We start from the raw sequence: 25,005 nt of genomic DNA on the forward strand, positions 1-25,005 counted from the left end.
GTAAGCTATGATTGCAGGATAGAGGATGGGCCCGTTCTCTATCAGCATTCATTCTATAAATTTTTAAAATAAAACATACAATTTCGAGGAGGCAATCTCTAATGGCTAAAGAAAAATTTGACCGTTCAAAAACGCATGCTAACATTGGTACAATCGGACACGTTGACCATGGTAAAACAACTTTAACTGCTGCAATCGCTACAGTTCTTTCTAAAAAAATGGGTGGTACAGCTAAATCTTACGCTGATATCGATAACGCACCAGAAGAAAAAGAACGTGGTATCACAATCAACACTTCTCACGTAGAATATGAAACAGAAACTCGTCACTATGCACACGTTGACTGCCCAGGACACGCTGACTATGTTAAAAACATGATCACTGGTGCTGCACAAATGGACGGCGGTATCTTAGTAGTATCTGCTGCTGATGGCCCAATGCCACAAACTCGTGAACACATCCTTTTATCTCGTCAAGTAGGTGTTCCATACTTAGTAGTATTCATGAACAAATGTGATATGGTTGATGACGAAGAATTATTAGAATTAGTAGAAATGGAAATCCGTGACCTACTATCTGAATATGACTTCCCAGGCGACGATATTCCTGTAATCAAAGGTTCTGCTCTTAAAGCTCTTGAAGGCGAAGCAGAATGGGAAGAAAAAATCGTTGAATTAATGGACGCTGTAGATTCTTACATCCCAACTCCAGAACGTCAAACTGACAAACCATTCATGATGCCAGTAGAGGACGTATTCTCTATCACTGGTCGTGGTACAGTTGCAACTGGCCGTGTTGAACGTGGTCAAGTTAAAGTTGGTGACGTAGTTGAAATCGTAGGTATCGCTGAAGAAGCTAAATCTACAACTGTAACTGGCGTTGAAATGTTCCGTAAATTATTAGACTACGCTGAAGCTGGTGACAACATCGGTGCTTTACTTCGTGGTGTAGCTCGTGAAGATATCCAACGTGGTCAAGTATTAGCTAAACCAGGCTCAATCACTCCACACACAAACTTCAAAGCTGAAGTTTACGTTTTATCTAAAGAAGAGGGTGGCCGTCATACTCCATTCTTCTCTAACTACCGTCCTCAGTTCTACTTCCGTACAACTGACGTAACAGGTATCTGTAACTTACCAGAAGGCGTTGAAATGGTAATGCCTGGTGATAACATCGAAATGACAGTAGAACTTATCGCTCCAATCGCTCTTGAAGAAGGTACTAAATTCTCTATCCGTGAGGGTGGCCGTACTGTAGGCGCTGGCGTAGTAGCTACTATCCAAAAATAATTTTTAGCATATGCTAATTTTAAAACCAATCTGTAGGGACGCTTACAGATTGGTTTTTTATGTTAAAATAAAAATGCGAAAGGAGTGACTGCAATATGGAAATGAAGGTTTTATTGATAGAAGATGATCCATCAATTTTTGCGATGATACAAGAGCGTTTTACGCAATGGTCTTTACAAGTAGTAGGACCGAATGATTTTCAAAAGGTGATGGATGATTTTATAGAAGAGAAGCCTCAACTTGTATTAATTGATATACAGCTACCAGCATATGACGGCTTTCATTGGTGTCGTGAAATAAGACATATTTCGAAAGTACCCATTCTCTTTCTATCCTCCCGAGATCATCCGATGGATATGGTGATGGCTATGCAAATGGGTGCAGATGATTTTATTCAAAAGCCTTTCCATATGGAAGTGTTAATTGCAAAAGTACAAGCCATTTTACGTCGTACTTATGACTATGTTGAAGAAGCAATGGATGTTACTCGTTTTAATGGGGCTGTTCTTGATTATGCACGGGGTGAAATTATGTTTAAGGGCGAGCTCGTTTCCTTAACTAAAAATGAATTATTTATTTTACGAATTTTATTGGAAAAGGCCAATCAAATTGTATCGAGAGAAGACTTAATGAGGAAGTTATGGGACGATGAGCGTTTTGTCAATGACAATACATTATCGGTAAATGTTAATCGTTTACGTACAAAGCTAGAGGATATAGGTTTACAGGAAGTCATTGTGACAAAAAAGGGGCTTGGTTATATAGCCGTAACGCAGGGGTCATAAATGAAAATGCTATTATTGTTTTTAAGAGAACGGCTTGCCTGGATTGGGTTTTTCGTTTTTCTTATCATTATACTTAACATATTATTTTCTTTAGATGTAGGGTTAGTTGGTGTCTCTATTTGGTACGTCAATATTATCATGCTCGTTACTTTTTCATTATTTTTAATATGGCGTTATATAAGAGAAGTTGGCCAGTTGAAAGATTTCCTGGGAAATGTGGATAGTCGACTTGATGACCCGCATACTAAAAGTTTAGCTTTATCACCGTTTCAAAAAACGTATTATAAAAAAATTGAAGATGTCTTTGATGACAAGGATACTGAATTAAATAATGCAAAGGTGCAGCTACAGGAGTATGCCGATGAGCTTCTTGCTTGGGTACATGAGGTGAAGGCGCCACTAACAACGATTAATTTAATGTTAGACCATATTGAAGATTTAACTTTGCGTAGAAAATTAGAGAAGGAGTGGCTCAGGCTCCATCTATTGGTTGATCAGCAATTACATCAAACACGCCTGGCTTCTATAGAAAATGATAATTATTTAACAGAAATCGAGCTACGAACAGTTGTTTTTAAAGAAATCCGAGCAATGCAGGCTTGGTGTTTAGAGAAAGATATAGGTTTTGATATAGGAGAATTAACTGAAAACGTCATGACAGATAGTAAATGGATTGCATTCATTGTTAGACAACTCCTATCCAACGCCATAAAATACAGCCCTGTAAAATCCGAGATTTTTATTTTTACAGAAATTGATTCGTCGGGGGCAACATTGCTACATATTAAGGATGCAGGCATGGGTATTCGTGCAGAGGACCTACCTCGAATTTTTCAGAAATCCTATACAGGTACGGCTGGAAGAGAATCTGCACAATCAACGGGGATGGGCTTGTATTTAGCACAAAATATCGCGCAAAAAATCGGCGTCCGTATTAGCGTACAATCAGTTGTAGGGGAAGGCTCAGTATTTACGTTACGATTTCCATTACAAAATGAATATGTCAAACTAACAGGTAGATGACGAAATTGTCACCTACCTTTTTATATTGTCATGTAAAACGAACGAAAAGAATAAGCAGACGGGGTACACTTGGAGTATAGAAAGGGGAGTTAACCTGTGGCAGTTTTAATTGGACGTAAAGTAAAAAAAGTATATGGTAAAAAGTCAACGGCGCAAGAAGTGCTGAAAGGTATAGATTTAGAAGTAAATGAAGGTGAATTTGTTGGTATTATGGGTCCCTCGGGCTCAGGCAAGACGACACTATTAAATGTTTTATGTTCGATTGACTTTGCAACGGAAGGTGTCATTGAAATAAATGGCCAAAGTTTAAGAGGAATGAAGGAAAAGGCGTTAGCTAATTTCCGTCGTGAACAGCTCGGTTTCATATTCCAAGACTATAATTTATTGGACACATTAACAGTTAAAGAAAATATTTTATTACCATTAGCTATTGGTAAGCTACCAAAAGCTGTTGCAGAAAGCCGCGTAAAGGAGCTAACTTATCTACTCGGTATTGCAGATATTTTAAATAAATATCCGAATGAAATATCAGGAGGTCAGAAGCAAAGAACGTCGGCTGCTCGTGCGTTAATTACAAATCCGTCGATGGTATTTGCAGATGAGCCTACTGGTGCACTCGATTCAAAATCAGCAACAGCATTGCTGAAAAACTTACAAAGCATTAATGAAACGAAAAAGGCGACGATTATGATGGTTACGCATGATGCGGTAGCTGCAAGTTTCTGTACACGTGTTTTGTTTTTAAAAGATGGACTTATTTACAGTGAGTTGTATAAAGGTGATAAGACAAGACAGGCGTTTTTCCAAGAAATCATGCATACGCAAAGTGTGCTAGGCGGTGACGGTTATGAGTCTTAGTAAGCTTGTGTTCCGAAGCATGAAGAAAAATATGAAGCATTATTATTTATACTTTTTCGCACTTATTTTCAGTGTGACGCTCTATTTTTCCTTTGTGACATTACAGCACAATGGCGAAGTGTTCAATACAGTCCAGAAGAGTGGTACTGCATCAGCAGGATTTAAAGCTGCAACGTATATTTTGTACTTTATTATTTTATTTTTCGTTTTGTATGCTAACCATTTATTTATGAAGCGTCGCAGTAAAGAAATCGGGCTTTATCAGCTAATTGGAATGACGAAAGGTCTGATTGTGCGATTATTGGCGTTAGAAAGTATTTTATTATTTGTTGGAGCTGTCGTTGTAGGTATGCTAGTAGGTTTCTTTAGCTCTCGCCTAATCGCAATGATTTTATTGCGTTTACTTGAAAAAGAATCACTTGTGACGATGACCTTTAGTACACAGGCATTACAGCAATCGATTATCGTTTTCGCTATTTTACTAGTAGTTGTCTTGATTCAAATGACGTGGATGATCCACCGTGTATCGCTACTATCATTATTTAGCGCTGCTAAACAAGCCGATGAGCGTGTGAAACGATTCAATCCATTACAAATGATTATCGGATTTTTAGGGTTAGTGTTTATTGCATATGGCTACTATGCATCAACAAAGCTATTTGATATTAATAATGCAGGCAATTTATTTGTAAATATGATTATAATTTTAGCTACTACAATTGGTGGAACGTTCTTAGTTTTTCGTTTCTCCGTAGCGTTTATATTAAATACCATTCGTTTAAAGAAAAATGGACACTTGTCTGTCCACGATGTATTAGCGTTAACACCAATTATGCATCGCATGAAAAGTAATGCTAAATCATTGACACTCATTACTGTTTTAACAGGTGTATCTCTTGGGATTACAACACTAGCATATATTTCGTATTATTCTTCAGAAGCTTCTGCTTATAGCCAAGTACCTGGAGATTATATTTTGCATGAAAATCAAGGCCAGGCATTTTTAAATAAGCTAGAGGACAATCATATCGCTTATGATAAGATTGAATATCGTTTACAAGGCGTTACAGCATCAATCGCCCAATTAATGGCGGATGAACAACAAGATAGCCCTTTTTATAATATGGAAGGAACGATTTATACAATTCCCCTTTCTGATTATCAAAAAAAATCACCGAATGCTTCAATTTCGGGTAATGACGTGATTTTAACTAATTACGGTGGCTATATGGCCGAGATGTTTCCTTTAGAAAAGGACCGTGATTTAGTAGTGTCTGCAGGTGACCTTAAAGAAACAGTGCATGTCAAAGCTATTCACGAGGAAAGTATTATTGGTGGGACAATAACGGCTGGAGGCGGAGGACCCATTTTTGTAGTATCTGACGCATTGTTTGATAAGTTGTCTACTCAGGCTAAGCTTTTCCCTTGGCATAAACAAACTTCTATTATGCTGCAGTCAAAGACTGACCTTGATCTAGCTGAAAGATTGTATAAAGAATCGGGCGCCAATGTTATTTCTATTGTAGATACTGATGGCAATTCTCAAAGCTATATAATTGATTCCTTTGAGGCTGAGCGTAAGGGAAATATCGAGTCACTTGGCTTAACAATTTTTACAACAGCATTTTTAGGTTTAGCATTTTTAATGACAACTGGTAGCATCCTATACTTTAAACAAATGTCTGAAGCAGAAGAGGAACGGGGAGCTTATACCATTTTACGAAAAATTGGCTTTTCTGAACGTGATATTATGAAGGGAATCTTTATGAAACAAGCATTTAATTTTGGTGTTCCATTATTAATCGGGCTACTTCATAGTTACTTCGCGGTGAAATCAGGATGGTTTTTATTTGGTACAGAGTTAACAACACCCTTATGGATTGCGATGAGCTGTTATATAGCGTTATATGCAATATTTGCGGTACTGTCAGTTGGTTATTATAAAAAAGTAATTAGAGAGTCTCTGTAGACATTTAAATAGGTAGAAACTCCAAAAAACAGTGTGGTCTGATAAAGATCATGCTGTTTTTTTGCTCATGGAACGAGAAAGGAGAGATTTCATACTTTTCGGCCTTTTTGTTATGAAGAAAGAACTGCTTGACTTTCGTTTGTCTGAATATTAAAGTTTAACATATTAACAATCTAGTGTGTGAAAGTGAAGTGTCTTTATGAATGCGGTAATTGTGGCAGTAGCTGTTATGTTAATATTGAGTTTGCTTAGAATCAATGTAGTTCTTTCACTTGTGTTAGGAGCCTTTGCAGGAGGCTTAGCAAGCGGCATGGGTATTCAAGCAACAGTCGAGTCATTTACAGAAGGATTAGGTGCAGGTGCCACGATCGCGCTAAGCTATGGATTACTTGGTGGTTTTGCGATAGCCATCTCGAAAACGGGAATACCTGAGTTGATGATTTCAGGTATATTAAATATGTTAAATAAAAATGGCTCTAGTAATAGGAAGGGCTTAGTAAAAGTACTCATTTTTCTTCTTATTTTTATGATGGCGATTTTCTCTCAAAATTTAATCCCAATTCATATAGCGTTTATTCCATTACTAATACCACCTATTTTAAAGGTTTTAAATATGCTGGAAGTAGATCGAAGAATTATCGCAACATTAATTGCGGTTGGTTTGATTGGTACTTATAGCTTCGTACCAGCTGGCTTCGGAGCGATTTTTCAAGAGATTGTGTCAACGCAAGTTACGAATGCTGGCATGGTGGCAAAGGCAAGTGATGTTCCAGCAGCAATGGCCATACCTATCTTAGGCATGTTGGTTGGATTAGCTATAGCGTTCTTTGTTTATCGTAAACCACGGAAATATCAGAATAATGATGTGGAAACAACAACTTTAAATGTGAAGGTAAGCAAATCGGTTATTATTTCAACTGTGATCGCGTTAATTGTTTCTTTATATGCACAAATCAGTACGGATTCTATGATTGTCGGCGCTTTTGCAGGAATAATGATTATGTATTTCACAGGCGCCCTTAAATGGAAAGAGGCAGATGAGATATTATCTGAGGGAATGAAAATGATGGCGTTCATTGGCTTTGTAATGATTGCAGCAAATGGGTTTGCATCAGTTATCAATGCAACAGGTGATGTAGAGAGCTTAATTACAAGCTCACTAGCACTTCTTCAAGGCAATAAAAGCCTAGCGGTATTCCTAATGCTAGTAATCGGGTTAATAGTAACAATGGGAATCGGCTCTTCATTTGCTACTGTGCCGATTATTGCGACCTTATTTGTTCCTTTAGCTCAAGGGTTAGGGATGAGCCCTTTAGCGATTCTGTGTTTAATAGGTACAGCAGGCGCATTAGGCGACGCAGGATCACCTGCATCAGATTCAACGTTAGGTCCAACAGCTGGCTTAAATGTTGATGGACAGCATAATCATATTTGGGATACATGTGTACCGACGTTTATCTTTATAAACATACCACTTGTTATATTTGGTTGGATTGCTTGTGTATTCTTTCTATAATGCTTGAAAGCAGTTTCTAAACTTTAGAGACTGCTTTTTATCCTTTATAGATATACACTCATTATTAGAAATGTCCGAAAACGTTGATGGTATTAGGTTATCTGTTGCAAAATCATTAGAAATTATATATACTAGTAAACGGCTTAAATAAGCGAGAAATATTAGTAGTAAAGAAAATCTACAACATTTAAAAGAATTTAGCGAAAAGACTTGCTTATTCTTTTTTTATTGTATATAATGTTGAATGTTGGTCTTTGACTGCGATGAAACGAGAGGTTGCCGACACACCCGGCCGCTTTGCCATGGCGGTGCGTTGGAGAATTTTCGTGGAGAATGTCTAGAAAATAGGCGAGAAGGAGGGAAAATAATGGCAAAACAAAAGATTCGTATTCGTTTAAAAGCGTATGATCACCGTATTTTAGATCAGTCTGCAGAGAAAATTGTGGAGACTGCAAAACGTTCAGGTGCAAGTGTATCAGGTCCGATTCCACTTCCAACTGAGAAGTCTGTGTACACAATTCTACGTGCTGTTCACAAGTACAAAGACTCTCGTGAACAATTCGAGATGCGTACGCATAAACGTCTGATCGATATCGTTAACCCAACACCACAAACTGTTGATGCGTTAATGAAACTTGATTTACCATCTGGCGTTGATATTGAAATCAAACTTTAATGGTAAAAACAATATAACTTTTTAAAACTTACAGGAGGTGTGACAAATGGCTAAAGGAATCTTAGGTAGAAAAATTGGTATGACACAAGTTTTCGCTGAAAACGGCGATTTAATCCCGGTAACAGTTATCGAAGCTACTCCAAACGTAGTTCTTCAAAAGAAAACTGTTGAAACAGACGGCTACGAAGCGATTCAAGTTGGTTTCGAAGATAAGCGCGTTAAGCTTTCTAACAAACCAGAACAAGGTCACGTAGCAAAAGCGAATACTGCTCCTAAGCGCTTCATTCGTGAATTCCGCAACGTGAACGTTGAAGAATACGAAGTTGGTCAAGAAGTCAAAGTAGAAATTTTCGCAGAAGGCGATGTAATTGATGTAACAGGAGTTACTAAAGGTAAAGGTTTCCAAGGTGTTATTAAACGCCACGGTCAATCTCGTGGTCCTATGGCCCACGGTTCTCGTTATCACCGTCGTCCTGGTTCAATGGGTCCAGTTGCTCCGAACCGCGTATTTAAACAAAAGAAATTACCTGGTCAAATGGGTGGCACAGTAGTTACAATCCAAAACTTAGAAATCGTTAAAGTTGATGCGGACCGTAACCTACTACTTGTTAAAGGTAATGTTCCTGGTTCTAAAAAAGCTCTAGTTACAGTTAAAACTGCAATTAAAGCTAACTAATCACTTCAAGAAAGGAGGAAACAGGAATGACAAAAGTATCTGTACTTAGTCAAACAGGTGCTTCAGTTGGTGAAATCGAGTTAAACGAAGCGATCTTCGGAATCGAGCCAAATGAAGCAGTATTATTCGACGCAGTAGTTGCACAACGCGCTTCTCTACGTCAAGGTAATCATAAGGTTAAAAACCGTTCTGAAGTTGCTGGTGGTGGTCGTAAGCCATGGCGTCAAAAAGGAACTGGTCGTGCTCGTCAAGGTTCTATCCGTTCTCCACAATGGCGCGGCGGTGGTATCGTATTCGGTCCAACTCCACGTAGCTATTCTTATAAATTACCTAAAAAAGTTCGTCGTTTAGCTCTTAAATCTGCTTTATCAGCTAAAGTAGTAGAACAAAACTTCTTAGTTCTTGATGCTCTTACACTAGCAGCACCAAAAACAAAAGAATTCACAAAAATCCTTAAAGATCTTTCTTTAGAGAAAAAATCTTTATTCGTAACTGCTGACCTTGATGAAAACGTAGCTTTATCAGCTCGTAACATCCCTGGTGTAACAGTTTTAACTGCAAACGGAATCAACGTTCTTGATCTATTAGGTCACGAAAAAGTTGTATTCACTAAGTCTGCAGTAGAAAAAGTTGAGGAGGTGCTTGGATAATGGAAGCACGTGATATTTTAAAACGTCCGGTCATTACTGAGCGTTCTTCAGAACTTATGGCAGAGAAAAAGTATACTTTCGAAGTAGACACTCGCGCTAACAAAACTCAAGTAAAAGACGCTGTAGAAGAAATCTTTGGCGTAAACGTTGAGAAAGTAAACGTTCTTAACTACAAAGGTAAATTCAAACGCGTTGGCCGTTACGGTGGTTATACTAACAAACGTCGTAAAGCGATTGTTAAACTAACTGCGGACAGCAAAGACATCGAATTATTCGAAATGTAATCCTTTATGGATTTATGATTTGAACAATCAAGAAGGAGGGAAACACAATGGCGATTAAAAAGTATAAACCTACCTCTAATGGTCGTCGTAATATGACGTCTTTAGACTTTGCGGAAATTACAACAAACAAGCCTGAGAAATCATTGCTTGAACCAACTAAACGCAAAGCTGGTCGTAACAACCAAGGTAAAATCACTGTTCGTCATCATGGTGGTGGTCATAAGAAGCAATATCGTGTCATCGATTTCAAGCGTATTAAAGATGGCATTCCAGCGAAAGTTGCTACTATCGAATATGATCCAAACCGTTCTGCGAATATCGCATTAATCAATTACGCTGATGGAGCAAAAGCTTACATCTTAGCACCAAAAGGTCTAGAGGTTGGTCAAACAATTGTATCTGGTCCAGATGCTGATATTAAAGTAGGTAACACATTACCATTAGCAAACATTCCAATGGGTACAACAATCCATAACATCGAGTTAAAACCTGGTAAAGGTGGACAATTAGTACGTTCTGCTGGTACTTCTGCGCAAGTACTTGGTCGTGAAGACAAATACGTAATCGTTCGTCTACAATCTGGTGAAGTACGTTTAGTTCTTGCTACTTGCCGCGCTACAATCGGTCAAGTTGGTAACGAACAACACGAACTTGTACACATCGGTAAAGCAGGTCGTAGCCGTTGGTTAGGTAAACGCCCAACAGTTCGTGGTTCTGTAATGAACCCTAACGATCACCCACACGGTGGTGGTGAAGGACGTTCTCCAATCGGACGTAAATCACCAATGACTCCTTGGGGTAAACCAGCACTTGGTTACAAAACTCGTAACAAGAAAAACAAATCGGATAAATTCATCATCCGTAGTCGTAAAAAATAAAGTGGTTAAACTACGGTTCTATGTGAGAGCCGTGGTGGAATCACAGAGGGAGGTTCCTACATGGGTCGCAGTTTGAAAAAAGGACCTTTTGTTGACGACCACTTAATGAAAAAAGTGGAAGCACAAGAGGCTTCTGAGAAGAAACAAGTTATCAAAACTTGGTCTCGCCGTTCTACAATCTTCCCGAACTTCATCGGATTAACAATTGCTGTATATGATGGACGTAAACATGTTCCTGTATACGTAACAGAAGATATGGTAGGCCACAAACTTGGTGAATTCGCACCGACTCGTACTTATAAAGGTCACGGTGCAGACGACAAGAAAACAAGACGCTAATTTTGAGAGGAGGTAATTCCTAATGACACAAGCTAAAGCTATCGCTCGCACAGTACGTATCGCTCCTCGTAAAGTTCGTCTAGTTGTAGACTTAATCCGAGGTAAGCAAGTAGGTGAGGCAGTTGCAATTTTACGTCATACTCCAAAAGCGGCGTCTCCAGTCGTTGAGAAAGTATTAAAATCTGCAGTTGCTAATGCTGAGCACAACTACGATCTAGACATCAACTCTTTAGTTGTTTCTGAAGTATTCGTTGATGAAGGTCCAACATTAAAACGTTTCCGTCCACGTGCACAAGGACGTGCAAGCGCAATTAACAAACGCACAAGCCACATCACTTTAGTGGTATCTGAGAAGAAGGAGGGTTAATCCGTGGGTCAAAAAGTACATCCAATAGGACTGCGCGTTGGTATTATTCGTGACTGGGAGTCAAAATGGTACGCTGAAAAAGACTATGCAACTCTACTTCACGAAGACATCAAAGTGCGTAAATATATTGAAACGGCTCTTAAAGACGCTTCTGTTTCTAAAGTTGAAATCGAACGTGCTGCAAACCGTGTAAACATTACAATTCACACTGCTAAACCAGGGATGGTAATCGGTAAAGGTGGTACGGAAGTTGAAAACCTTCGTAAATACCTTGGCGAACTAACTGGTAAACGTGTACACATCAACATTATCGAAATTAAACGTGCTGATCTTGACGCTCGTCTAGTAGCTGAAAACATCGCTCGTCAATTAGAAAACCGTGTTTCATTCCGTCGTGCGCAAAAGCAAGCAATCCAACGCACAATGCGTGCTGGTGCAAAAGGAATTAAAACACAAGTATCTGGTCGTTTAGGTGGCGCTGATATCGCGCGTGCTGAACATTATAGTGAAGGAACTGTTCCACTTCATACTCTACGTGCTGACATTGATTATGCACACGCAGAAGCTGACACTACTTACGGTAAATTAGGCGTTAAAGTATGGATCTACCGTGGTGAAGTTCTTCCTACGAAGAAATCTGTGGAAGGAGGCAAATAATATGTTATTGCCTAAACGCGTAAAATACCGTCGTGAACACCGTGGCAACATGCGTGGCGAAGCGAAAGGCGGCAAAGAAGTATCTTTCGGCGAATGGGGCTTACAAGCTCAAACTGCTAGCTGGATTACTAACCGTCAAATCGAATCTGCACGTATCGCGATGACTCGTTACATGAAACGTGGCGGTAAAGTTTGGATTAAAATCTTCCCGCACAAACCTTACACGAAAAAACCTCTAGAAGTCCGCATGGGTTCTGGTAAAGGTTCTCCTGAAGGTTGGGTAGCAGTTGTTAAACCAGGAAAAGTTATGTTCGAAATCGCTGGTGTATCTGAAGAGATTGCACGTGAAGCACTTCGTTTAGCATCACATAAGCTTCCTGTAAAATGTAAGATCGTAAAACGTCAAGAAACTGGTGGTGAATCTAATGAAAGCTAATGAAATCCGTGACCTTGCCACTTCTGAAATTGAATTAAAAGTGAAATCACTGAAAGAAGAGCTTTTCAACCTTCGCTTCCAATTGGCGACTGGTCAATTAGAAAACACAGCTCGTATTCGTGAAGTGCGTAAAGCAATCGCGCGTATGAAAACTGTTATTCGTGAAAGAGAAATCAGTGCAAATAACTGATAAAGGAGGTTTTCAAGTATGACTGAGCGTAATCAACGCAAAGTTTACACGGGCCGCGTTGTTTCAGATAAAATGGACAAAACTGTTACTGTTTTAGTTGAAACTCACAAAAAGCACAAGCTTTATGGTAAACGTGTAAAGTACTCTAAAAAGTTTAAAGCTCATGATGAGCAAAACCAAGCGAAAATCGGTGATATCGTACGTATCATGGAAACTCGCCCGCTATCAGCTACTAAACGTTTCCGTCTAGTTGAAGTTGTAGAAAAAGCGGTTATTATTTAATAACTATTTCGGAACAACCAATTTCCGAAGGGAGGTAACCTAAGTGATCCAACAAGAAAGTCGTATGAAAGTTGCTGACAACTCAGGTGCACGTGAAGTTCTTACAATTAAAGTGCTTGGTGGCTCTGGCCGTAAAACTGCTAACATCGGTGATATCGTTGTTTGTACAGTTAAGAAAGCAACACCAGGTGGCGTTGTCAAGAAGGGTGACGTTGTTAAAGCTGTTATCGTTCGTACTAAATCAGGCGTTCGCCGTAAAGACGGTACTTACATCAAATTTGATGAAAATGCTTGTGTAATTATTCGTGATGATAAATCACCACGCGGAACTCGTATTTTCGGACCTGTTGCACGTGAATTACGTGACAGCAACTTCATGAAAATCGTTTCTCTAGCTCCAGAAGTTCTTTAATTTCATGACAGTGCCAATCAAGGAGGTGCGACAGCATGCATGTAAAAAAAGGTGACAAGGTTAAGGTTATCACTGGTAAGGACAAAGGCAAAGAAGGAGTAATCCTAGCTGCTTTCCCTAAACAAGATCGCGTTCTTGTTGAAGGTGTAAACATCGTGAAAAAACACGTTAAACCTAACCAATTGAATCCACAAGGTGGGATTGTAAGCCAAGAGGCTGCAATTCACGTTTCGAACGTAATGCTAATCGATCCTAAATCTGGCGAGCCGACTCGTGTAGGTTATAAAATCGAAAACGGTAAAAAAGTTCGTGTTGCAAAAAAATCAGGTGCAGTAATCGACTAATTAGTAAATAAAAGAAGGGAGGTACACACATGAGCCGCCTAAAAGAAAAATATTTAAATGAAGTTTCACCTGCTCTAATGAGCAAATTTGGATATAAATCAGTTATGCAACTTCCTAAAGTTGATAAAATCGTTATCAACATGGGTGTTGGCGATGCAGTTCAAAACTCTAAAGCACTAGATGCTGCTGTAGAAGAATTGACAATTATCACTGGTCAAAAACCAGTAGTAACTAAAGCTAAAAAATCGATCGCAGGTTTCCGTCTACGTGAAGGTATGCCTATCGGTGCTAAAGTTACATTACGCGGTGAGCGTATGTATGAATTCTTGGATAAATTAATCGCAATCGCATTACCTCGTGTACGTGACTTCCGTGGTGTTTCTAAAAAAGCATTCGATGGTCGCGGTAACTACACTCTAGGTGTTAAAGAGCAATTAATTTTCCCAGAAATCGATTACGATAAAGTTTCAAAAGTACGCGGTATGGACATCGTGATCGTAACGACAGCGAATTCTGACGAAGAAGCTCGCGAGTTATTGACACAATTCGGTATGCCGTTCCAAAAGTAATTAAACAAGGAGGGCGAAAACGTGGCTAAAAAATCTATGATCGTTAAACAACAACGTAAGCAAAAGTTTAAAGTGCAAGAATATACACGTTGTGAACGCTGTGGTCGTCCACACTCAGTATATCGCAAATTCAAACTTTGCCGTATTTGTTTCCGAGAACTTGCATATAAGGGACAAATTCCTGGCGTGAAAAAAGCCAGCTGGTAATCCCCTAATTTGGGAAGGAGGTAAATGTAATGACAATGACTGATCCGATTGCAGATATGCTTACTCGCATTCGTAATGCGAACATGGTTCGTCACGAGAAGTTAGAAGTACCAGCTTCCAACGTGAAAAAAGAAATCGCTGAAATTTTAAAGCGTGAAGGTTTCGTACGTGACGTAGAATACGTGGAAGACAACAAACAAGGTATCATCCGTATCTTCTTAAAATACGGTAAAGATAACGAACGCGTTATCACGGGCCTAAAACGTATTTCTAAACCTGGTCTACGTGTATATGCTAAAACAAATGAAGTTCCTAAAGTACTGAACGGTCTTGGTATCGCTTTAGTGTCAACTTCACAAGGTTTATTAACAGATAAAGAAGCTCGCGCTAAACAAGTTGGCGGCGAAGTTCTAGCATACGTTTGGTAATTAGCAATAAATGAATGGAGGTGCAACTAAATGTCTCGTGTAGGTAAAAAAATTATCGAGGTACCTGCTAACGTAACTGTTACTGTCGCTGCTGACAACACTGTTACTGTTAAAGGTCCTAAAGGCGAACTTGTTCGTTCTTTCCACCAAGATATGAAAATTGAGCAAGAAGGTAATGTGATCTCTGTATCTCGTCCTTCTGATTCAAAAGAACACCGCACAAACCACGGTACTACTCGTGCGCTTTTAGCGAACATGATTACTGGAGTTTCTGCAGGTTTCGAAAAATCATTAGAACTTATCGGTGTCGGTTACCGTGCGCAATTACAAGGTAAAAAGCTTGTACTTAACGTAGGTTACTCTCACCCAGTTGAGTTCACACCAGAAGATGGTCTTGAAGTAGAAGTTCCTTCTAATACAAAAATCATCGTTAAAGGTATCAGCAAAGAACGCGTTGGCGCTCTTGCATCTAATATCCGTGACGTTCGTCCACCAGAGCCGTATAAAGGTAAAGGTATCCGTTACGAAGGCGAATACGTTCGTCGTAAAGAAGGTAAAACAGGTAAATAATGCTGCTTAAGCATTAGAAAGGAGTGACCCTTGTGATTACGAAACAGGATAAAAATCAAGTTCGTAAAAAACGTCATGCGCGAGTACGTTCTAAAATTACGGGTACTGCTGAGCGTCCACGCTTAAACGTATTCCGTTCTAACAAGAACATCTACGCTCAACTTATCGATGACGTAGCAGGCGTAACAATTGTTAGCGCATCTTCTCAAGAAAATGGTTTTGAAGGTGCTGGTAACAACGTTGAAGCTGCATCAAAAATCGGTGAAACAATCGCGAAACGCGCTACGGAAAAAAATATTACTGCTATAGTATTTGACCGTGGTGGTTACTTATATCATGGACGTGTTAAAGCTTTAGCTGAAGCTGCACGTGAGAACGGTTTAGAATTTTAATAAGAAGGAGGGACACATTTCATGAGTCGAATTGACGCAAACAAACTTGGAGAACTTGAAGAACGCGTAGTTACTATTAACCGTGTTGCTAAAGTTGTTAAAGGTGGACGTCGCTTCCGCTTCACAGCATTAGTTGTAGTTGGCGATAGAAACGGACATGTTGGTTTCGGTACTGGTAAAGCTCAAGAGGTGCCAGACGCTATCCGTAAAGCTGTTGAAGATGCGAAGAAAAACTTAATCGAAGTGCCACGTGTTGGTGGAACAACTCCACACTTAGTGCTTGGTCGCTTCGGTGCAGGAGAAATCCTAATCAAACCTGCTGCTCCTGGTACAGGAGTTATCGCTGGTGGTCCAGTACGTGCCGTACTAGAACTTGCTGGTATTACTGATATTCTTTCAAAATCACTTGGATCTAACACACCAATCAACATGGTGCGTGCTACTGTTCAAGGTTTAACTGAATTAAAACGCGTAGAGGACGTTGCAAAATTACGTGGCAAATCAGTGGAAGAAATATTAGGATAAGGGGGGAATAATAATGGCTAACAAATTAGAAATCACCCTTACAAAATCTGTGATCGGTTCTAAACCGGCACAACGTAAAACTATTGAAGCTCTTGGTTTACGTAAATTAAATCAAACTGTTGAGAAAGCTGATAATGCAGCTACTCGCGGTATGCTTGATAAAGTAGCTCACTTAGTTACTGTAAAAGAAAATTAATTTTTAATTAATGAACAAGGAGGTGCCACCCACTATGAAACTGCATGAGTTAAAACCAGCAGAAGGTTCTCGTAAGCAACGCAATCGCGTTGGTCGTGGTATCGGTTCTGGTAACGGTAAAACTGCGGGTAGAGGTCATAAAGGTCAAAACTCTCGATCTGGCGGCGGTGTACGCCCAGGCTTTGAGGGCGGACAAAACCCGTTATTCCGTCGTTTACCAAAACGTGGCTTTACGAACATTAACCGTAAAGAATACGCTATCGTTAACCTTGACACATTAAACCGTTTCGAAGACGGTGCAGAAGTAACAACTGCATTATTACTTGAAACTGGTCTTGTGAGCAATGAAAAAGCTGGAATTAAAGTTCTTGGTAATGGAACACTTAACAAAAAGCTTACTGTAAAAGCTCATAAATTCTCAGCTTCAGCGAAAGAAGCAATCGAGAATGCCGGCGGAACTACTGAGGTGATTTAATGTTTCAGACAATCTCTAACTTTATGCGTGTTCGAGATATAAGAAATAAAATCATTTTCACTCTTTTAATGTTAATCGTATTCCGTATTGGTACATTTATACCAGTACCGAACGTTGACGCAAATGTATTAAAGGCAACTGATGAGTTTAACCTCGTTGGTTTCCTCAATACTTTTGGCGGTGGTGCTTTGAAAAACTTCTCTATCTTCGCGATGGGAATTATGCCATACATCACAGCCTCAATTATTGTTCAGTTATTGCAAATGGACGTAGTACCGAAGTTTGCTGAGTGGGCAAAGCAAGGTGAAGTCGGAAGACGTAAACTTGCACAATTTACTCGTTACTTTACAATTATTCTTGCCTTTATCCAATCGTTCGCGATGTCATTTGGTTTCAATAAAATGTATGGTGGATCTTTGATTAAAGAAGAGGGAATTCTAACGTATGTTACAATTTCAATTGTATTGACAGCGGGTACAGCTTTCCTTGTATGGCTTGCTGAGCAAATTACTGCACATGGTGTTGGTAATGGTATTTCTGTTGTAATTTTCGCAGGTATCGTTGCAGCATTACCTACAGGAATAAACCAAATTTATGCACAACAAATTGAGGGTGCTGGTGATAAACTGTTTATTAACATTATCATTCTTGCATTACTTGCTTTGATTTTACTTGCAATTGTCGTGGGTGTTATTTACGTGCAACAAGCACTTCGTAAAATCCCAATTCAATATGCAAAACGAGTTACTGGACGCAACCAACAAACTGGTGGTCAACAAACGCACTTACCGTTAAAAGTAAATGCTGCAGGGGTTATTCCGGTAATCTTCTCAGTAGCGTTCCTTGTTACGCCTCGTACGTTAGCAGCGTTCTTTGGTCAAAATGATGTAACAACATTCATTGAAAACACGTTCGATTATCAGAAACCTGTTGGGATGTTGATTTATGTTGCATTGATCGTCGCGTTCACATATTTCTATGCATTCGTACAAGTGAATCCAGAAAATGTGGCAGACAACTTGAAAAAACAAGGTGCTTACATTCCAGGTATTCGCCCGGGTGAAAACACTCAAACGTATTTAACAAGCGTGTTATATCGTCTGACTTTTGTTGGCGCGATATTCTTAACTGTAATTGCTGTAATGCCGATTATATTCATCAACCTTATGAATCTACCTGCTTCAGTGCAAATCGGTGGTACTAGTATAATTATCGTAGTCGGCGTAGCGCTAGAAACGATGAAACAGCTAGAATCCCAACTTGTTAAACGTCACTACAAAGGCTTTATGAAATAATGTTGATTTTTAGGGAACGTTCCTCGTTTCCTAAAAATCAGCAAACCTTTTGTGGGAGGACTATTTCCGATGAATATCGTTTTAATGGGTCTGCCAGGTGCTGGTAAAGGTACACAGGCAGATAAAATTGTAGAGAAGTACGCAATTCCTCATATTTCTACAGGAGATATGTTCCGTGCCGCTATTAAAGAAGGTACAGAACTAGGCTTACAGGCTAAATCGTTTATGGATCAAGGTGCTTTAGTACCTGATGAAGTAACGATTGGTATTGTTCGTGAGCGACTTGCTAAACCTGATTGTGAAAAGGGCTTCTTATTAGATGGATTCCCACGTACTGTTCCACAAGCTGAAGCATTAGATAGCATTTTAGCTAATCTTGGTAAAGCTATTGAGCATACGATTAACATTCAAGTTGAGAAAGATGAGCTTATTGCTCGTTTATCAGGTCGTCGTATTTGTAAAACTTGCGGTACATCATATCATTTAATTTTCAATCCACCTGCTGTGGAAGGTAAATGTGATAAAGATGGCGGCGAACTTTACACACGTGCGGATGATAATCCTGAAACGGTTGCAAACCGTCTGGAAGTAAATATGAATCAAGCACAACCTTTGCTCAACTTCTATGAAGCAAAAGGTGTGTTAACAAATATTGATGGACAGCAAGATATTAATAAAGTGTTTGCTGATCTTGATGCTCTTTTACAGAGCAGCCGCAGCTGATACCCGGCTCCGGGCGCAGAATACTGCTTCCGCGGGAGGCATGCGGGAGCAACACCGAAACATAATTTTTTTGAGAGTTGCAAAAGCATATTGTGCCCGGTATATATTTCTTTTAAAAAGTGCAACATTACTTTTGGGAGAGTATAATGGGTTTCGTGGAAGCATCTGTGTAACGGGTATGAATATCTCATCAAAGACATTCCGGTATTCGTGTAAACATGGGAGATTCAGTGCCCAGACTGGTCCTGTATATTCCGTGGATTGTGTGAAGCGAAACCAGACGAGCGTCTTTCAAACATCTCTCATACAATCCAAACATATGTTGAAACGAGGTTGCTTCTATAGTTGCAGCAGATATCCGTTTGATGTAACGATGAGAACTTTAATTTGCATATAGAGAGGAGAGACAGAGTAGATGGCGAAAGATGATGTAATTGAAGTCGAAGGAACAGTTGTTGAGACTTTGCCAAACGCGATGTTTAAGGTAGAATTAGAAAATGGACATGTGATTTTAGCACACGTATCTGGTAAGATTCGTATGCACTTTATCCGTATTCTACCTGGAGATAAGGTTACTATCGAGTTATCTCCTTATGATTTAACTCGCGGTCGTATCACATACCGTTTTAAATAATCTTTTGCGCTCCGGACTATTAAGGAGGTTAGGTTAGATGAAAGTGAGACCATCTGTGAAACCGATCTGCGAAAAATGTAAAGTAATTCGCCGACGCGGTAAAGTAATGGTAATCTGTGAAAATCCTAAACACAAACAAAAACAAGGTTGATTCTAAAGGAGGTGCACAACGTACATGGCACGTATTGCTGGTGTTGACATTCCTCGCGACAAACGCGTGGTAATTTCATTAACTTACATTTACGGTATTGGTAAAACTACAGCTCAGAAAGTATTAGCTGGCGCAGGTATTTCAGAAGATACACGCGTACGCGACTTAACTGAAGATCAGTTAAACCTAATCCGTGAACAATTAGATTCTTACAAACTTGAAGGTGACTTACGTCGCGAAACTTCATTAAACATTAAACGTCTGATGGAAATCGGTTCATTCCGTGGTATCCGTCACCGTCGTGGTTTACCTGTTCGTGGTCAAAATACGAAGAACAATGCGCGTACGCGTAAAGGTCCTCGTAAAACAGTTGCGAACAAGAAAAAATAATACGTAAAGGAGGTTCCTTCTTAACATGGCTCGTAAACAACAAACTCGTAAACGTCGTGTGAAAAAGAATATCGAATCTGGTATTGCACACATCCGTTCTACATTTAACAATACAATTGTAACGATTACAGATATGCAAGGTAACGCTGTATCTTGGTCAAGTGCTGGTGCTCTTGGTTTCCGTGGTTCACGTAAATCTACACCATTCGCTGCACAAATGGCTGCAGAAACTGCTGCTAAAACATCCCTTGAACATGGTCTGAAAACGTTGGAAGTAACTGTTAAAGGTCCTGGTGCTGGTCGTGAAGCTGCAATTCGTGCACTTCAAGCTGCTGGTTTAGAAGTAACTGCTATTAAAGACGTTACTCCAGTTCCTCACAATGGTTGCCGTCCGCCAAAACGTCGTCGCGTGTAATGGGTGCGTCTCATATTGTATGAGAACATCATTTTTTGTACAGACTGTCTTGTGCAGATATTAAACGATACGTCAATGACGATCGAATCTATGATGGAAAGAACCTATACATTCGATGTTTTGAAGGAGGGTAAATGAAATGATCGAAATTGAAAAACCAAAGATTGAAACGGTGGAGATCAGCGAAGATTCCAAATATGGAAAGTTTGTTGTAGAACCGCTTGAACGCGGATATGGAAACACTTTGGGTAATTCTTTACGTCGTATCCTTCTGTCTTCATTACCAGGAGCTGCTGTCACTTCAATCCAAATTGATGGTGTACTTCACGAATTCTCTACTGTAGAAGGCGTTGTAGAAGATGTAGCTTCAATTATTTTGAACGTGAAAAAGCTTGCTCTTAAAATCTACTCTGACGAAGAAAAAGTTATTGAGATTGATGTAAAGGGCGATGGTACAGTTACGGCTGCTGACATTACACATGACAGTGACGTAGAAATTTTAAACCCAGATCTATATATTGCAACAATCGCTAAAAACGGTCATTTACGTATGCGTATGTACGCTCAACGCGGCCGTGGTTACACTCCTGCTGATCAAAACAAACGTGAGGATCTTCCTATCGGCGTGATCCCGATCGACTCTATTTACACTCCAGTATCACGCGTCAATTTCCAAGTGGAAAATACTCGTGTAGGTCAGTCTTCTGACTACGATAAACTTTCTCTTGATGTGTGGACAGATGGTAGCATCGGTCCGAAAGAGGCGATTTCGCTCGGAGCAAAAATTTTAACCGAGCATCTAAACATCTTCGTTGGCATGACAGATGAGGCACAAACTGCTGAAATCATGGTCGAAAAAGAAGAAGATCAAAAAGAAAAAGTTTTAGAGATGACTATCGAAGAACTTGATCTTTCTGTTCGTTCTTATAACTGCTTAAAACGCGCTGGTATTAATACAGTACTAGAACTTGCGAATAAGTCAGAAGACGACATGATGAAAGTTCGTAACCTTGGACGTAAGTCATTAGAAGAGGTAAAAGCGAAGTTAGAAGAGCTTGGTTTAGGGTTACGCAAAGAAGACTAAGCGATTTAAACAAAACTTATAAGATCAGATATTTTTTATAAAGGAGGGAAACATCCATGGGTTACAGAAAACTTGGTCGTACAAGTTCTCAACGTAAAGCGATGTTACGTGACTTAGCTACTGATTTAATCATCAACGAGCGTATCGAAACTACTGAGGCTCGCGCTAAAGAAGTACGTAAAGCTGTTGAAAAAATGATTACTTTAGGTAAACGCGGAGATTTACACGCACGCCGTCAAGCTGCTGCATTCATCCGTCGTGAACTAGTAACAACTACTGACGAAGAAGGTAACGAAACAACTTCATTTGCACTACAAAAGCTATTTGATGATGTTGCACCACGTTACGCAGAACGTCAAGGTGGTTACACTCGTATTCTTAAAGTAGGTCCTCGTCGTGGTGACGGTGCACCTGTTGTTGTGATTGAATTAGTTTAATCATAAGAGAAAACAAGTGGTGAAGAGGGTGGAACCACCACCCTCTTTCTTTATAAAACGATTTATACGACAAATAATTAAGCTGAGCGTTATGATGAGCGGACACTTATGTGTGGCGTCTCGTTTAGCTCTCCGCACCTCATTCAAAAGAAGCTAGGGCTTGAGCACCCGTGTTTCTTGTAAATGTAACGACTAGCGCATTTCTATCGAATGAGGTGCGCGCTTTTTTATTATTAACAGCGCCAATTGATGGTGCTTTTTTTAATATATAGGAATAAGCGCTTAGGCACTTTTCTTATACCGACATATTGATTGTGGTAGAATTCATACATAAAAAAGTGTAAGTTAGTTAGTATAGCTGAGCATGTAGAGAGGAGTTCTAGAAATGCCCGAAATTTTATCGTTAAATAATGTGACGTTTTCATATACGCCTGAAAATCCAGAGATGCGAAATGCAGTCGAAAATGTAAGTTTTACCGTACAGGAAGGTGAATGGATTGCCATAGTTGGTCATAATGGTTCTGGTAAATCAACGATAGCTAAACTGATGAATGGTTTACTATTCCCGCAACAGGGAGATGTTCGTATATTACGAGAAGTATTAAATGAAGACAACCTATGGGAATGTCGCTCGCAAATGGGAATGGTTTTTCAAAATCCAGATAACCAATTTGTAGGTGCTACTGTACAAGATGATGTTGCCTTTGCTCTTGAAAATAACGGTATACCGTTTGAAGAAATGGTAAAGCGTGTGCATGCATCACTAGAACAAGTAAAGATGAGTAATTTTTTGGATCATGAGCCACATCATTTATCAGGTGGACAGAAACAACGTGTCGCTATTGCAGGGGCATTAGCTTTAAAGCCAAAGTTGCTCATTTTAGATGAAGCAACGTCTATGTTAGATCCACAAGGCCGTATAGAAGTTTTACAAACTGTACAAACGTTACGTGCGGAAACAGGGCTAACGGTTTTATCGATTACACACGATTTAGAAGAAGCCATGTTGGCAGATCGTATACTTTTCATGAATGATGGCAAGAAGTTTGCAGAAGGTCCTCCTGCTGAAATTTTTTCGCTAGGGGACAAGTTAACGGAGTTAGGGCTTGATCTACCATTTGCCATGAAGTTATCAAAGTTATTGCAAAAGGAAGGTGTTCCGTTAATGGGGCAACATATGACAGAAGAAGAGTTGGTGAATGATTTATGGACATCAAACTTCAACAAGTAAGCTATGCATATTCTCAAGGAACACCTTTTGAAAAACGAGCATTATTCGATGTGGACTTTGAGATTCCATCTCACACATACCAAGCAATTATTGGCCATACGGGCTCTGGGAAGTCGACCATTCTTCAGCATTTTAATGCACTGTTAAAGCCTACATCTGGCAAGGTGCAAATAGGTGAGCGTACAGTGGAGGCTGGTAAAAAGGCAAAGGATTTAAAAGCGGTTCGCCAACGTGTAGGTATTGTTTTTCAATTTCCAGAGCATCAACTGTTTGAAGAAACAGTATTAAAGGATATTATGTTCGGTCCTATGAACTTTGGTGTCTCAGAGAAAGAGGCTGAAGCACGCGCTAGAGAGCTTGTCCGTTTAGTTGGTTTGCCTGAAAATGTGCTCGAAAAATCACCATTTGATTTATCTGGTGGACAAATGCGTCGTGTCGCTATTGCAGGCGTATTGGCAATGGAGCCAGAGGTGATTGTATTAGATGAACCAACGGCTGGGCTAGACCCTCGGGGACAAAAAGAAATTATGGATATGTTTTATGCATTACATCAGGAGCGTAGTTTAACGACGATACTCGTTACGCACAGTATGGAGGATGCAGCCCGTTATGCTGACAATATTGTCATAATGCATGAAGGGAAAAATGTGTTGAGTGGGACACCGCGTGATATTTTTAAGGATGTTGAGACATTAAAGCAATTTCGTTTAGAACCACCCCGTATTGTACGGTTCCAGCAAAAGGTTGAAAAGATGATCAATACTCCACTAGCAAAGGTATGTTTAACGGAAGAGGAGCTTGCAATTGAAATGGCTCGATTATTGAGAGAGGAGCGTGCAGAGTCATGATGGAGAAGATGATTTTCGGGCGCTTCCTGCCAGGAGATTCTCCTGTCCATAGGCTTGACCCACGATCTAAACTCGTATTCGTTTTTGCATTTATCATTATTGTATTTTTAGCTAATAATACAATAACCTATGCAATGCTATTAGCATTTACGTTACTCATTGTTTTAGTGTCACGTATCCGCTTGTACTTTTTAATAAATGGCTTGAAGCCTGTTCTCTTTTTAATGGCGTTTACTTTCTTGCTACATATTTTTATGACAAAGGAAGGCGACCTATTATTTCATTGGAAGTTTATCTCCATCTATGAGGGAGGCGTTCGTCAAGGGATTTATATTTCGACTCGTTTCCTTGTTTTAGTGTTTATGACGTCCATTTTAACACTGACAACATCCCCGATTTCCATTACAGATGGAATTGAGGTGTTGCTAAATCCATTGAAAAAAATAAAAGTACCTGTCCATGAGCTAGCGCTAATGATGTCCATTTCACTGCGCTTTATTCCAACGTTGATGGATGAGACGGATAAGATTATGAAGGCACAAATGGCACGTGGCTCTGATTTATCTTCAGGACCGATAAAAGACCGCATTAAAGCGGTTGTGCCATTACTAGTACCGCTCTTTGTAAGTGCCTTTAAACGTGCAGAGGACTTAGCCACTGCGATGGAAGTGCGAGGCTATCGTGGCGGTGAAGGGCGTACGCGCTATCGTAAGCTAAAGTGGGATATTGGCGATTCGTTTGCTATTGCCTTACTAGTAGCCATGGCTGTTTTATTATTTTTCTATAGAAGTTAAAGGAGTAGCT

General features: G+C 39.7%; 38 protein-coding genes and 1 pseudogene. All 39 read left to right on the forward strand.

The window, feature by feature from the left end:
* Positions 1-101: 101 nt before the first annotated feature.
* A complete protein-coding gene (tuf, locus tag JNUCC52_RS14590) occupies positions 102-1,289 on the forward strand; it encodes an elongation factor Tu (RefSeq protein WP_173479253.1) in 1,188 nt (395 codons plus the stop codon).
* Between the two features lie 101 nt (positions 1,290-1,390).
* The gene (locus JNUCC52_RS14595) at positions 1,391-2,074 is read left to right on the forward strand and encodes a response regulator transcription factor (RefSeq protein ID WP_173479276.1); all 684 of its coding nucleotides are present in this window, start codon (positions 1,391-1,393) and stop codon (positions 2,072-2,074) included.
* Entirely contained in the window at positions 2,075-3,097 is a 1,023-nt protein-coding gene (locus JNUCC52_RS14600; RefSeq protein ID WP_337980216.1) for a sensor histidine kinase, read from the forward strand. It begins immediately after the preceding gene.
* Between the two features lie 96 nt (positions 3,098-3,193).
* Positions 3,194-3,955 carry an ABC transporter ATP-binding protein gene (locus tag JNUCC52_RS14605; RefSeq protein ID WP_173479254.1) on the forward strand — a complete coding sequence of 254 codons (762 nt, stop codon included), beginning with the start codon at positions 3,194-3,196 and terminating at the stop codon, positions 3,953-3,955.
* A complete protein-coding gene (locus tag JNUCC52_RS14610) occupies positions 3,945-5,924 on the forward strand; it encodes an FtsX-like permease family protein (protein WP_337980217.1) in 1,980 nt (659 codons plus the stop codon). Before JNUCC52_RS14605 ends, JNUCC52_RS14610 begins: the two co-directional genes overlap by 11 nt.
* A gap of 199 nt (positions 5,925-6,123) precedes the next feature.
* Positions 6,124-7,440: a Na+/H+ antiporter family protein gene (locus tag JNUCC52_RS14615; RefSeq protein ID WP_139859735.1), complete on the forward strand. Its 1,317-nt coding sequence runs from the start codon at positions 6,124-6,126 to the stop codon at positions 7,438-7,440.
* 367 nt (positions 7,441-7,807) lie between these two features.
* Positions 7,808-8,116, forward strand: coding sequence for a 30S ribosomal protein S10 (gene rpsJ / locus JNUCC52_RS14620; RefSeq protein ID WP_004233624.1), 309 nt, complete (start codon positions 7,808-7,810; stop codon positions 8,114-8,116).
* A 46-nt stretch (positions 8,117-8,162) separates the two neighbouring features.
* Positions 8,163-8,792 carry a 50S ribosomal protein L3 gene (gene rplC, locus JNUCC52_RS14625; protein WP_139859733.1) on the forward strand — a complete coding sequence of 210 codons (630 nt, stop codon included), beginning with the start codon at positions 8,163-8,165 and terminating at the stop codon, positions 8,790-8,792.
* Positions 8,793-8,818: 26 nt separating this feature from the next.
* On the forward strand, positions 8,819-9,442 hold the full coding sequence (rplD, locus tag JNUCC52_RS14630; protein WP_139859731.1) for a 50S ribosomal protein L4: 624 nt from the start codon (positions 8,819-8,821) through the stop codon (positions 9,440-9,442).
* Positions 9,442-9,726 carry a 50S ribosomal protein L23 gene (gene rplW / locus JNUCC52_RS14635; RefSeq protein ID WP_036205532.1) on the forward strand — a complete coding sequence of 95 codons (285 nt, stop codon included), beginning with the start codon at positions 9,442-9,444 and terminating at the stop codon, positions 9,724-9,726. The genes rplD and rplW overlap by 1 nt, the downstream gene beginning before the upstream one ends.
* Before the next feature lie 47 nt (positions 9,727-9,773).
* Entirely contained in the window at positions 9,774-10,604 is an 831-nt protein-coding gene (gene rplB, locus JNUCC52_RS14640; protein ID WP_173479256.1) for a 50S ribosomal protein L2, read from the forward strand.
* Between the two features lie 60 nt (positions 10,605-10,664).
* Positions 10,665-10,943, forward strand: coding sequence for a 30S ribosomal protein S19 (gene rpsS, locus JNUCC52_RS14645; protein WP_004233637.1), 279 nt, complete (start codon positions 10,665-10,667; stop codon positions 10,941-10,943).
* Positions 10,944-10,965: 22 nt separating this feature from the next.
* The gene (gene rplV, locus JNUCC52_RS14650; RefSeq protein WP_004233639.1) at positions 10,966-11,310 is read left to right on the forward strand and encodes a 50S ribosomal protein L22; all 345 of its coding nucleotides are present in this window, start codon (positions 10,966-10,968) and stop codon (positions 11,308-11,310) included.
* A gap of 3 nt (positions 11,311-11,313) precedes the next feature.
* The gene (gene rpsC / locus JNUCC52_RS14655; RefSeq protein WP_069514333.1) at positions 11,314-11,967 is read left to right on the forward strand and encodes a 30S ribosomal protein S3; all 654 of its coding nucleotides are present in this window, start codon (positions 11,314-11,316) and stop codon (positions 11,965-11,967) included.
* Between the two features lies 1 nt (position 11,968).
* The gene (rplP, locus tag JNUCC52_RS14660) at positions 11,969-12,403 is read left to right on the forward strand and encodes a 50S ribosomal protein L16 (protein WP_010860599.1); all 435 of its coding nucleotides are present in this window, start codon (positions 11,969-11,971) and stop codon (positions 12,401-12,403) included.
* Positions 12,393-12,593, forward strand: a complete 201-nt coding sequence (rpmC, locus tag JNUCC52_RS14665; protein ID WP_004233646.1) for a 50S ribosomal protein L29 — start codon at positions 12,393-12,395, stop codon at positions 12,591-12,593. Before rplP ends, rpmC begins: the two co-directional genes overlap by 11 nt.
* 18 nt (positions 12,594-12,611) lie before the next feature.
* A complete protein-coding gene (gene rpsQ / locus JNUCC52_RS14670; RefSeq protein ID WP_008181723.1) occupies positions 12,612-12,875 on the forward strand; it encodes a 30S ribosomal protein S17 in 264 nt (87 codons plus the stop codon).
* Between the two features lie 43 nt (positions 12,876-12,918).
* A complete protein-coding gene (rplN, locus tag JNUCC52_RS14675; protein WP_004233650.1) occupies positions 12,919-13,287 on the forward strand; it encodes a 50S ribosomal protein L14 in 369 nt (122 codons plus the stop codon).
* Positions 13,288-13,322: 35 nt separating this feature from the next.
* Complete coding sequence (gene rplX, locus JNUCC52_RS14680) at positions 13,323-13,631, forward strand: 50S ribosomal protein L24 (protein WP_004233652.1); 309 nt, start codon at positions 13,323-13,325, stop codon at positions 13,629-13,631.
* 29 nt (positions 13,632-13,660) lie between these two features.
* The gene (gene rplE / locus JNUCC52_RS14685) at positions 13,661-14,200 is read left to right on the forward strand and encodes a 50S ribosomal protein L5 (protein ID WP_024364365.1); all 540 of its coding nucleotides are present in this window, start codon (positions 13,661-13,663) and stop codon (positions 14,198-14,200) included.
* Between the two features lie 21 nt (positions 14,201-14,221).
* The gene (locus tag JNUCC52_RS14690; RefSeq protein ID WP_004233656.1) at positions 14,222-14,407 is read left to right on the forward strand and encodes a type Z 30S ribosomal protein S14; all 186 of its coding nucleotides are present in this window, start codon (positions 14,222-14,224) and stop codon (positions 14,405-14,407) included.
* A 29-nt stretch (positions 14,408-14,436) separates the two neighbouring features.
* Positions 14,437-14,835 (forward strand): 30S ribosomal protein S8, encoded by a 399-nt coding sequence (gene rpsH / locus JNUCC52_RS14695; RefSeq protein WP_008181717.1) that lies wholly within the window; start codon positions 14,437-14,439, stop codon positions 14,833-14,835.
* A 30-nt stretch (positions 14,836-14,865) separates the two neighbouring features.
* Positions 14,866-15,405, forward strand: coding sequence for a 50S ribosomal protein L6 (gene rplF / locus JNUCC52_RS14700; protein WP_079562361.1), 540 nt, complete (start codon positions 14,866-14,868; stop codon positions 15,403-15,405).
* Positions 15,406-15,437: 32 nt separating this feature from the next.
* Positions 15,438-15,797 (forward strand): 50S ribosomal protein L18, encoded by a 360-nt coding sequence (gene rplR / locus JNUCC52_RS14705; protein ID WP_173479257.1) that lies wholly within the window; start codon positions 15,438-15,440, stop codon positions 15,795-15,797.
* A gap of 21 nt (positions 15,798-15,818) precedes the next feature.
* The gene (gene rpsE, locus JNUCC52_RS14710; RefSeq protein WP_024364362.1) at positions 15,819-16,322 is read left to right on the forward strand and encodes a 30S ribosomal protein S5; all 504 of its coding nucleotides are present in this window, start codon (positions 15,819-15,821) and stop codon (positions 16,320-16,322) included.
* A gap of 13 nt (positions 16,323-16,335) precedes the next feature.
* A complete protein-coding gene (rpmD, locus tag JNUCC52_RS14715; RefSeq protein WP_024364361.1) occupies positions 16,336-16,518 on the forward strand; it encodes a 50S ribosomal protein L30 in 183 nt (60 codons plus the stop codon).
* A 34-nt stretch (positions 16,519-16,552) separates the two neighbouring features.
* Positions 16,553-16,993: a 50S ribosomal protein L15 gene (rplO, locus tag JNUCC52_RS14720; protein ID WP_173479258.1), complete on the forward strand. Its 441-nt coding sequence runs from the start codon at positions 16,553-16,555 to the stop codon at positions 16,991-16,993.
* Positions 16,993-18,288, forward strand: a complete 1,296-nt coding sequence (gene secY, locus JNUCC52_RS14725; RefSeq protein ID WP_173479259.1) for a preprotein translocase subunit SecY — start codon at positions 16,993-16,995, stop codon at positions 18,286-18,288. Before rplO ends, secY begins: the two co-directional genes overlap by 1 nt.
* A gap of 69 nt (positions 18,289-18,357) precedes the next feature.
* A complete protein-coding gene (locus JNUCC52_RS14730; RefSeq protein ID WP_173479260.1) occupies positions 18,358-19,011 on the forward strand; it encodes an adenylate kinase in 654 nt (217 codons plus the stop codon).
* Positions 19,012-19,260: 249 nt separating this feature from the next.
* A pseudogene (locus tag JNUCC52_RS14735) lies at positions 19,261-19,338 on the forward strand (type I methionyl aminopeptidase); the annotation flags it as partial.
* A gap of 88 nt (positions 19,339-19,426) precedes the next feature.
* A complete protein-coding gene (gene infA, locus JNUCC52_RS14740) occupies positions 19,427-19,645 on the forward strand; it encodes a translation initiation factor IF-1 (protein WP_004233690.1) in 219 nt (72 codons plus the stop codon).
* Between the two features lie 37 nt (positions 19,646-19,682).
* Positions 19,683-19,796, forward strand: coding sequence for a 50S ribosomal protein L36 (gene rpmJ / locus JNUCC52_RS14745; protein WP_000868344.1), 114 nt, complete (start codon positions 19,683-19,685; stop codon positions 19,794-19,796).
* 24 nt (positions 19,797-19,820) lie between these two features.
* Positions 19,821-20,186: a 30S ribosomal protein S13 gene (rpsM, locus tag JNUCC52_RS14750; protein ID WP_024364357.1), complete on the forward strand. Its 366-nt coding sequence runs from the start codon at positions 19,821-19,823 to the stop codon at positions 20,184-20,186.
* A 25-nt stretch (positions 20,187-20,211) separates the two neighbouring features.
* Positions 20,212-20,601: a 30S ribosomal protein S11 gene (gene rpsK / locus JNUCC52_RS14755; RefSeq protein WP_004233731.1), complete on the forward strand. Its 390-nt coding sequence runs from the start codon at positions 20,212-20,214 to the stop codon at positions 20,599-20,601.
* 139 nt (positions 20,602-20,740) lie between these two features.
* Complete coding sequence (locus JNUCC52_RS14760; RefSeq protein ID WP_004233733.1) at positions 20,741-21,685, forward strand: DNA-directed RNA polymerase subunit alpha; 945 nt, start codon at positions 20,741-20,743, stop codon at positions 21,683-21,685.
* Positions 21,686-21,741: 56 nt separating this feature from the next.
* Positions 21,742-22,122: a 50S ribosomal protein L17 gene (rplQ, locus tag JNUCC52_RS14765; protein ID WP_010860588.1), complete on the forward strand. Its 381-nt coding sequence runs from the start codon at positions 21,742-21,744 to the stop codon at positions 22,120-22,122.
* Between the two features lie 385 nt (positions 22,123-22,507).
* The gene (locus JNUCC52_RS14770) at positions 22,508-23,353 is read left to right on the forward strand and encodes an energy-coupling factor ABC transporter ATP-binding protein (protein ID WP_139859716.1); all 846 of its coding nucleotides are present in this window, start codon (positions 22,508-22,510) and stop codon (positions 23,351-23,353) included.
* Entirely contained in the window at positions 23,329-24,201 is an 873-nt protein-coding gene (locus JNUCC52_RS14775) for an energy-coupling factor ABC transporter ATP-binding protein (RefSeq protein ID WP_139859718.1), read from the forward strand. The genes JNUCC52_RS14770 and JNUCC52_RS14775 overlap by 25 nt, the downstream gene beginning before the upstream one ends.
* Positions 24,198-24,995, forward strand: a complete 798-nt coding sequence (locus JNUCC52_RS14780) for an energy-coupling factor transporter transmembrane component T family protein (RefSeq protein ID WP_139859720.1) — start codon at positions 24,198-24,200, stop codon at positions 24,993-24,995. Before JNUCC52_RS14775 ends, JNUCC52_RS14780 begins: the two co-directional genes overlap by 4 nt.
* The last annotated feature ends 10 nt before the right edge of the window (positions 24,996-25,005 follow it).

The organism is Lysinibacillus sp. JNUCC-52 (genome assembly GCF_015999545.1).
Lineage (GTDB): Bacteria > Bacillota > Bacilli > Bacillales_A > Planococcaceae > Lysinibacillus.

What these genes read in the sequence shown, in the direction of transcription:
- rplC (WP_139859733.1), top strand. Translation starts at nt 8,163, where the DNA reads ATGGCTAAAGGAATCTTAGGTAGAAAAATTGGTATGACACAAGTTTTC.
- rplD (WP_139859731.1), top strand. Translation starts at nt 8,819, where the DNA reads ATGACAAAAGTATCTGTACTTAGTCAAACAGGTGCTTCAGTTGGTGAA.
- rplV (WP_004233639.1), top strand. Translation starts at nt 10,966, where the DNA reads ATGACACAAGCTAAAGCTATCGCTCGCACAGTACGTATCGCTCCTCGT.
- tuf (WP_173479253.1), top strand. Translation starts at nt 102, where the DNA reads ATGGCTAAAGAAAAATTTGACCGTTCAAAAACGCATGCTAACATTGGT.
- rpsK (WP_004233731.1), top strand. Translation starts at nt 20,212, where the DNA reads ATGGCTCGTAAACAACAAACTCGTAAACGTCGTGTGAAAAAGAATATC.
- secY (WP_173479259.1), top strand. Translation starts at nt 16,993, where the DNA reads ATGTTTCAGACAATCTCTAACTTTATGCGTGTTCGAGATATAAGAAAT.
- JNUCC52_RS14770 (WP_139859716.1), top strand. Translation starts at nt 22,508, where the DNA reads ATGCCCGAAATTTTATCGTTAAATAATGTGACGTTTTCATATACGCCT.
- rplO (WP_173479258.1), top strand. Translation starts at nt 16,553, where the DNA reads ATGAAACTGCATGAGTTAAAACCAGCAGAAGGTTCTCGTAAGCAACGC.
- rpsQ (WP_008181723.1), top strand. Translation starts at nt 12,612, where the DNA reads ATGACTGAGCGTAATCAACGCAAAGTTTACACGGGCCGCGTTGTTTCA.
- rpmD (WP_024364361.1), top strand. Translation starts at nt 16,336, where the DNA reads ATGGCTAACAAATTAGAAATCACCCTTACAAAATCTGTGATCGGTTCT.
- rpsJ (WP_004233624.1), top strand. Translation starts at nt 7,808, where the DNA reads ATGGCAAAACAAAAGATTCGTATTCGTTTAAAAGCGTATGATCACCGT.
- JNUCC52_RS14775 (WP_139859718.1), top strand. Translation starts at nt 23,329, where the DNA reads ATGGACATCAAACTTCAACAAGTAAGCTATGCATATTCTCAAGGAACA.
- JNUCC52_RS14730 (WP_173479260.1), top strand. Translation starts at nt 18,358, where the DNA reads ATGAATATCGTTTTAATGGGTCTGCCAGGTGCTGGTAAAGGTACACAG.
- rpsS (WP_004233637.1), top strand. Translation starts at nt 10,665, where the DNA reads ATGGGTCGCAGTTTGAAAAAAGGACCTTTTGTTGACGACCACTTAATG.
- JNUCC52_RS14595 (WP_173479276.1), top strand. Translation starts at nt 1,391, where the DNA reads ATGAAGGTTTTATTGATAGAAGATGATCCATCAATTTTTGCGATGATA.
- infA (WP_004233690.1), top strand. Translation starts at nt 19,427, where the DNA reads ATGGCGAAAGATGATGTAATTGAAGTCGAAGGAACAGTTGTTGAGACT.
- rplQ (WP_010860588.1), top strand. Translation starts at nt 21,742, where the DNA reads ATGGGTTACAGAAAACTTGGTCGTACAAGTTCTCAACGTAAAGCGATG.
- rpmC (WP_004233646.1), top strand. Translation starts at nt 12,393, where the DNA reads ATGAAAGCTAATGAAATCCGTGACCTTGCCACTTCTGAAATTGAATTA.
- JNUCC52_RS14780 (WP_139859720.1), top strand. Translation starts at nt 24,198, where the DNA reads ATGATGGAGAAGATGATTTTCGGGCGCTTCCTGCCAGGAGATTCTCCT.
- rpsM (WP_024364357.1), top strand. Translation starts at nt 19,821, where the DNA reads ATGGCACGTATTGCTGGTGTTGACATTCCTCGCGACAAACGCGTGGTA.
- rpsE (WP_024364362.1), top strand. Translation starts at nt 15,819, where the DNA reads ATGAGTCGAATTGACGCAAACAAACTTGGAGAACTTGAAGAACGCGTA.
- rpmJ (WP_000868344.1), top strand. Translation starts at nt 19,683, where the DNA reads ATGAAAGTGAGACCATCTGTGAAACCGATCTGCGAAAAATGTAAAGTA.
- JNUCC52_RS14760 (WP_004233733.1), top strand. Translation starts at nt 20,741, where the DNA reads ATGATCGAAATTGAAAAACCAAAGATTGAAACGGTGGAGATCAGCGAA.
- rplW (WP_036205532.1), top strand. Translation starts at nt 9,442, where the DNA reads ATGGAAGCACGTGATATTTTAAAACGTCCGGTCATTACTGAGCGTTCT.
- rplE (WP_024364365.1), top strand. Translation starts at nt 13,661, where the DNA reads ATGAGCCGCCTAAAAGAAAAATATTTAAATGAAGTTTCACCTGCTCTA.
- JNUCC52_RS14615 (WP_139859735.1), top strand. Translation starts at nt 6,124, where the DNA reads ATGAATGCGGTAATTGTGGCAGTAGCTGTTATGTTAATATTGAGTTTG.
- JNUCC52_RS14610 (WP_337980217.1), top strand. Translation starts at nt 3,945, where the DNA reads ATGAGTCTTAGTAAGCTTGTGTTCCGAAGCATGAAGAAAAATATGAAG.
- rplP (WP_010860599.1), top strand. Translation starts at nt 11,969, where the DNA reads ATGTTATTGCCTAAACGCGTAAAATACCGTCGTGAACACCGTGGCAAC.
- JNUCC52_RS14600 (WP_337980216.1), top strand. Translation starts at nt 2,075, where the DNA reads ATGAAAATGCTATTATTGTTTTTAAGAGAACGGCTTGCCTGGATTGGG.
- rplB (WP_173479256.1), top strand. Translation starts at nt 9,774, where the DNA reads ATGGCGATTAAAAAGTATAAACCTACCTCTAATGGTCGTCGTAATATG.
- rpsH (WP_008181717.1), top strand. Translation starts at nt 14,437, where the DNA reads ATGACAATGACTGATCCGATTGCAGATATGCTTACTCGCATTCGTAAT.
- rplF (WP_079562361.1), top strand. Translation starts at nt 14,866, where the DNA reads ATGTCTCGTGTAGGTAAAAAAATTATCGAGGTACCTGCTAACGTAACT.
- rplX (WP_004233652.1), top strand. Translation starts at nt 13,323, where the DNA reads ATGCATGTAAAAAAAGGTGACAAGGTTAAGGTTATCACTGGTAAGGAC.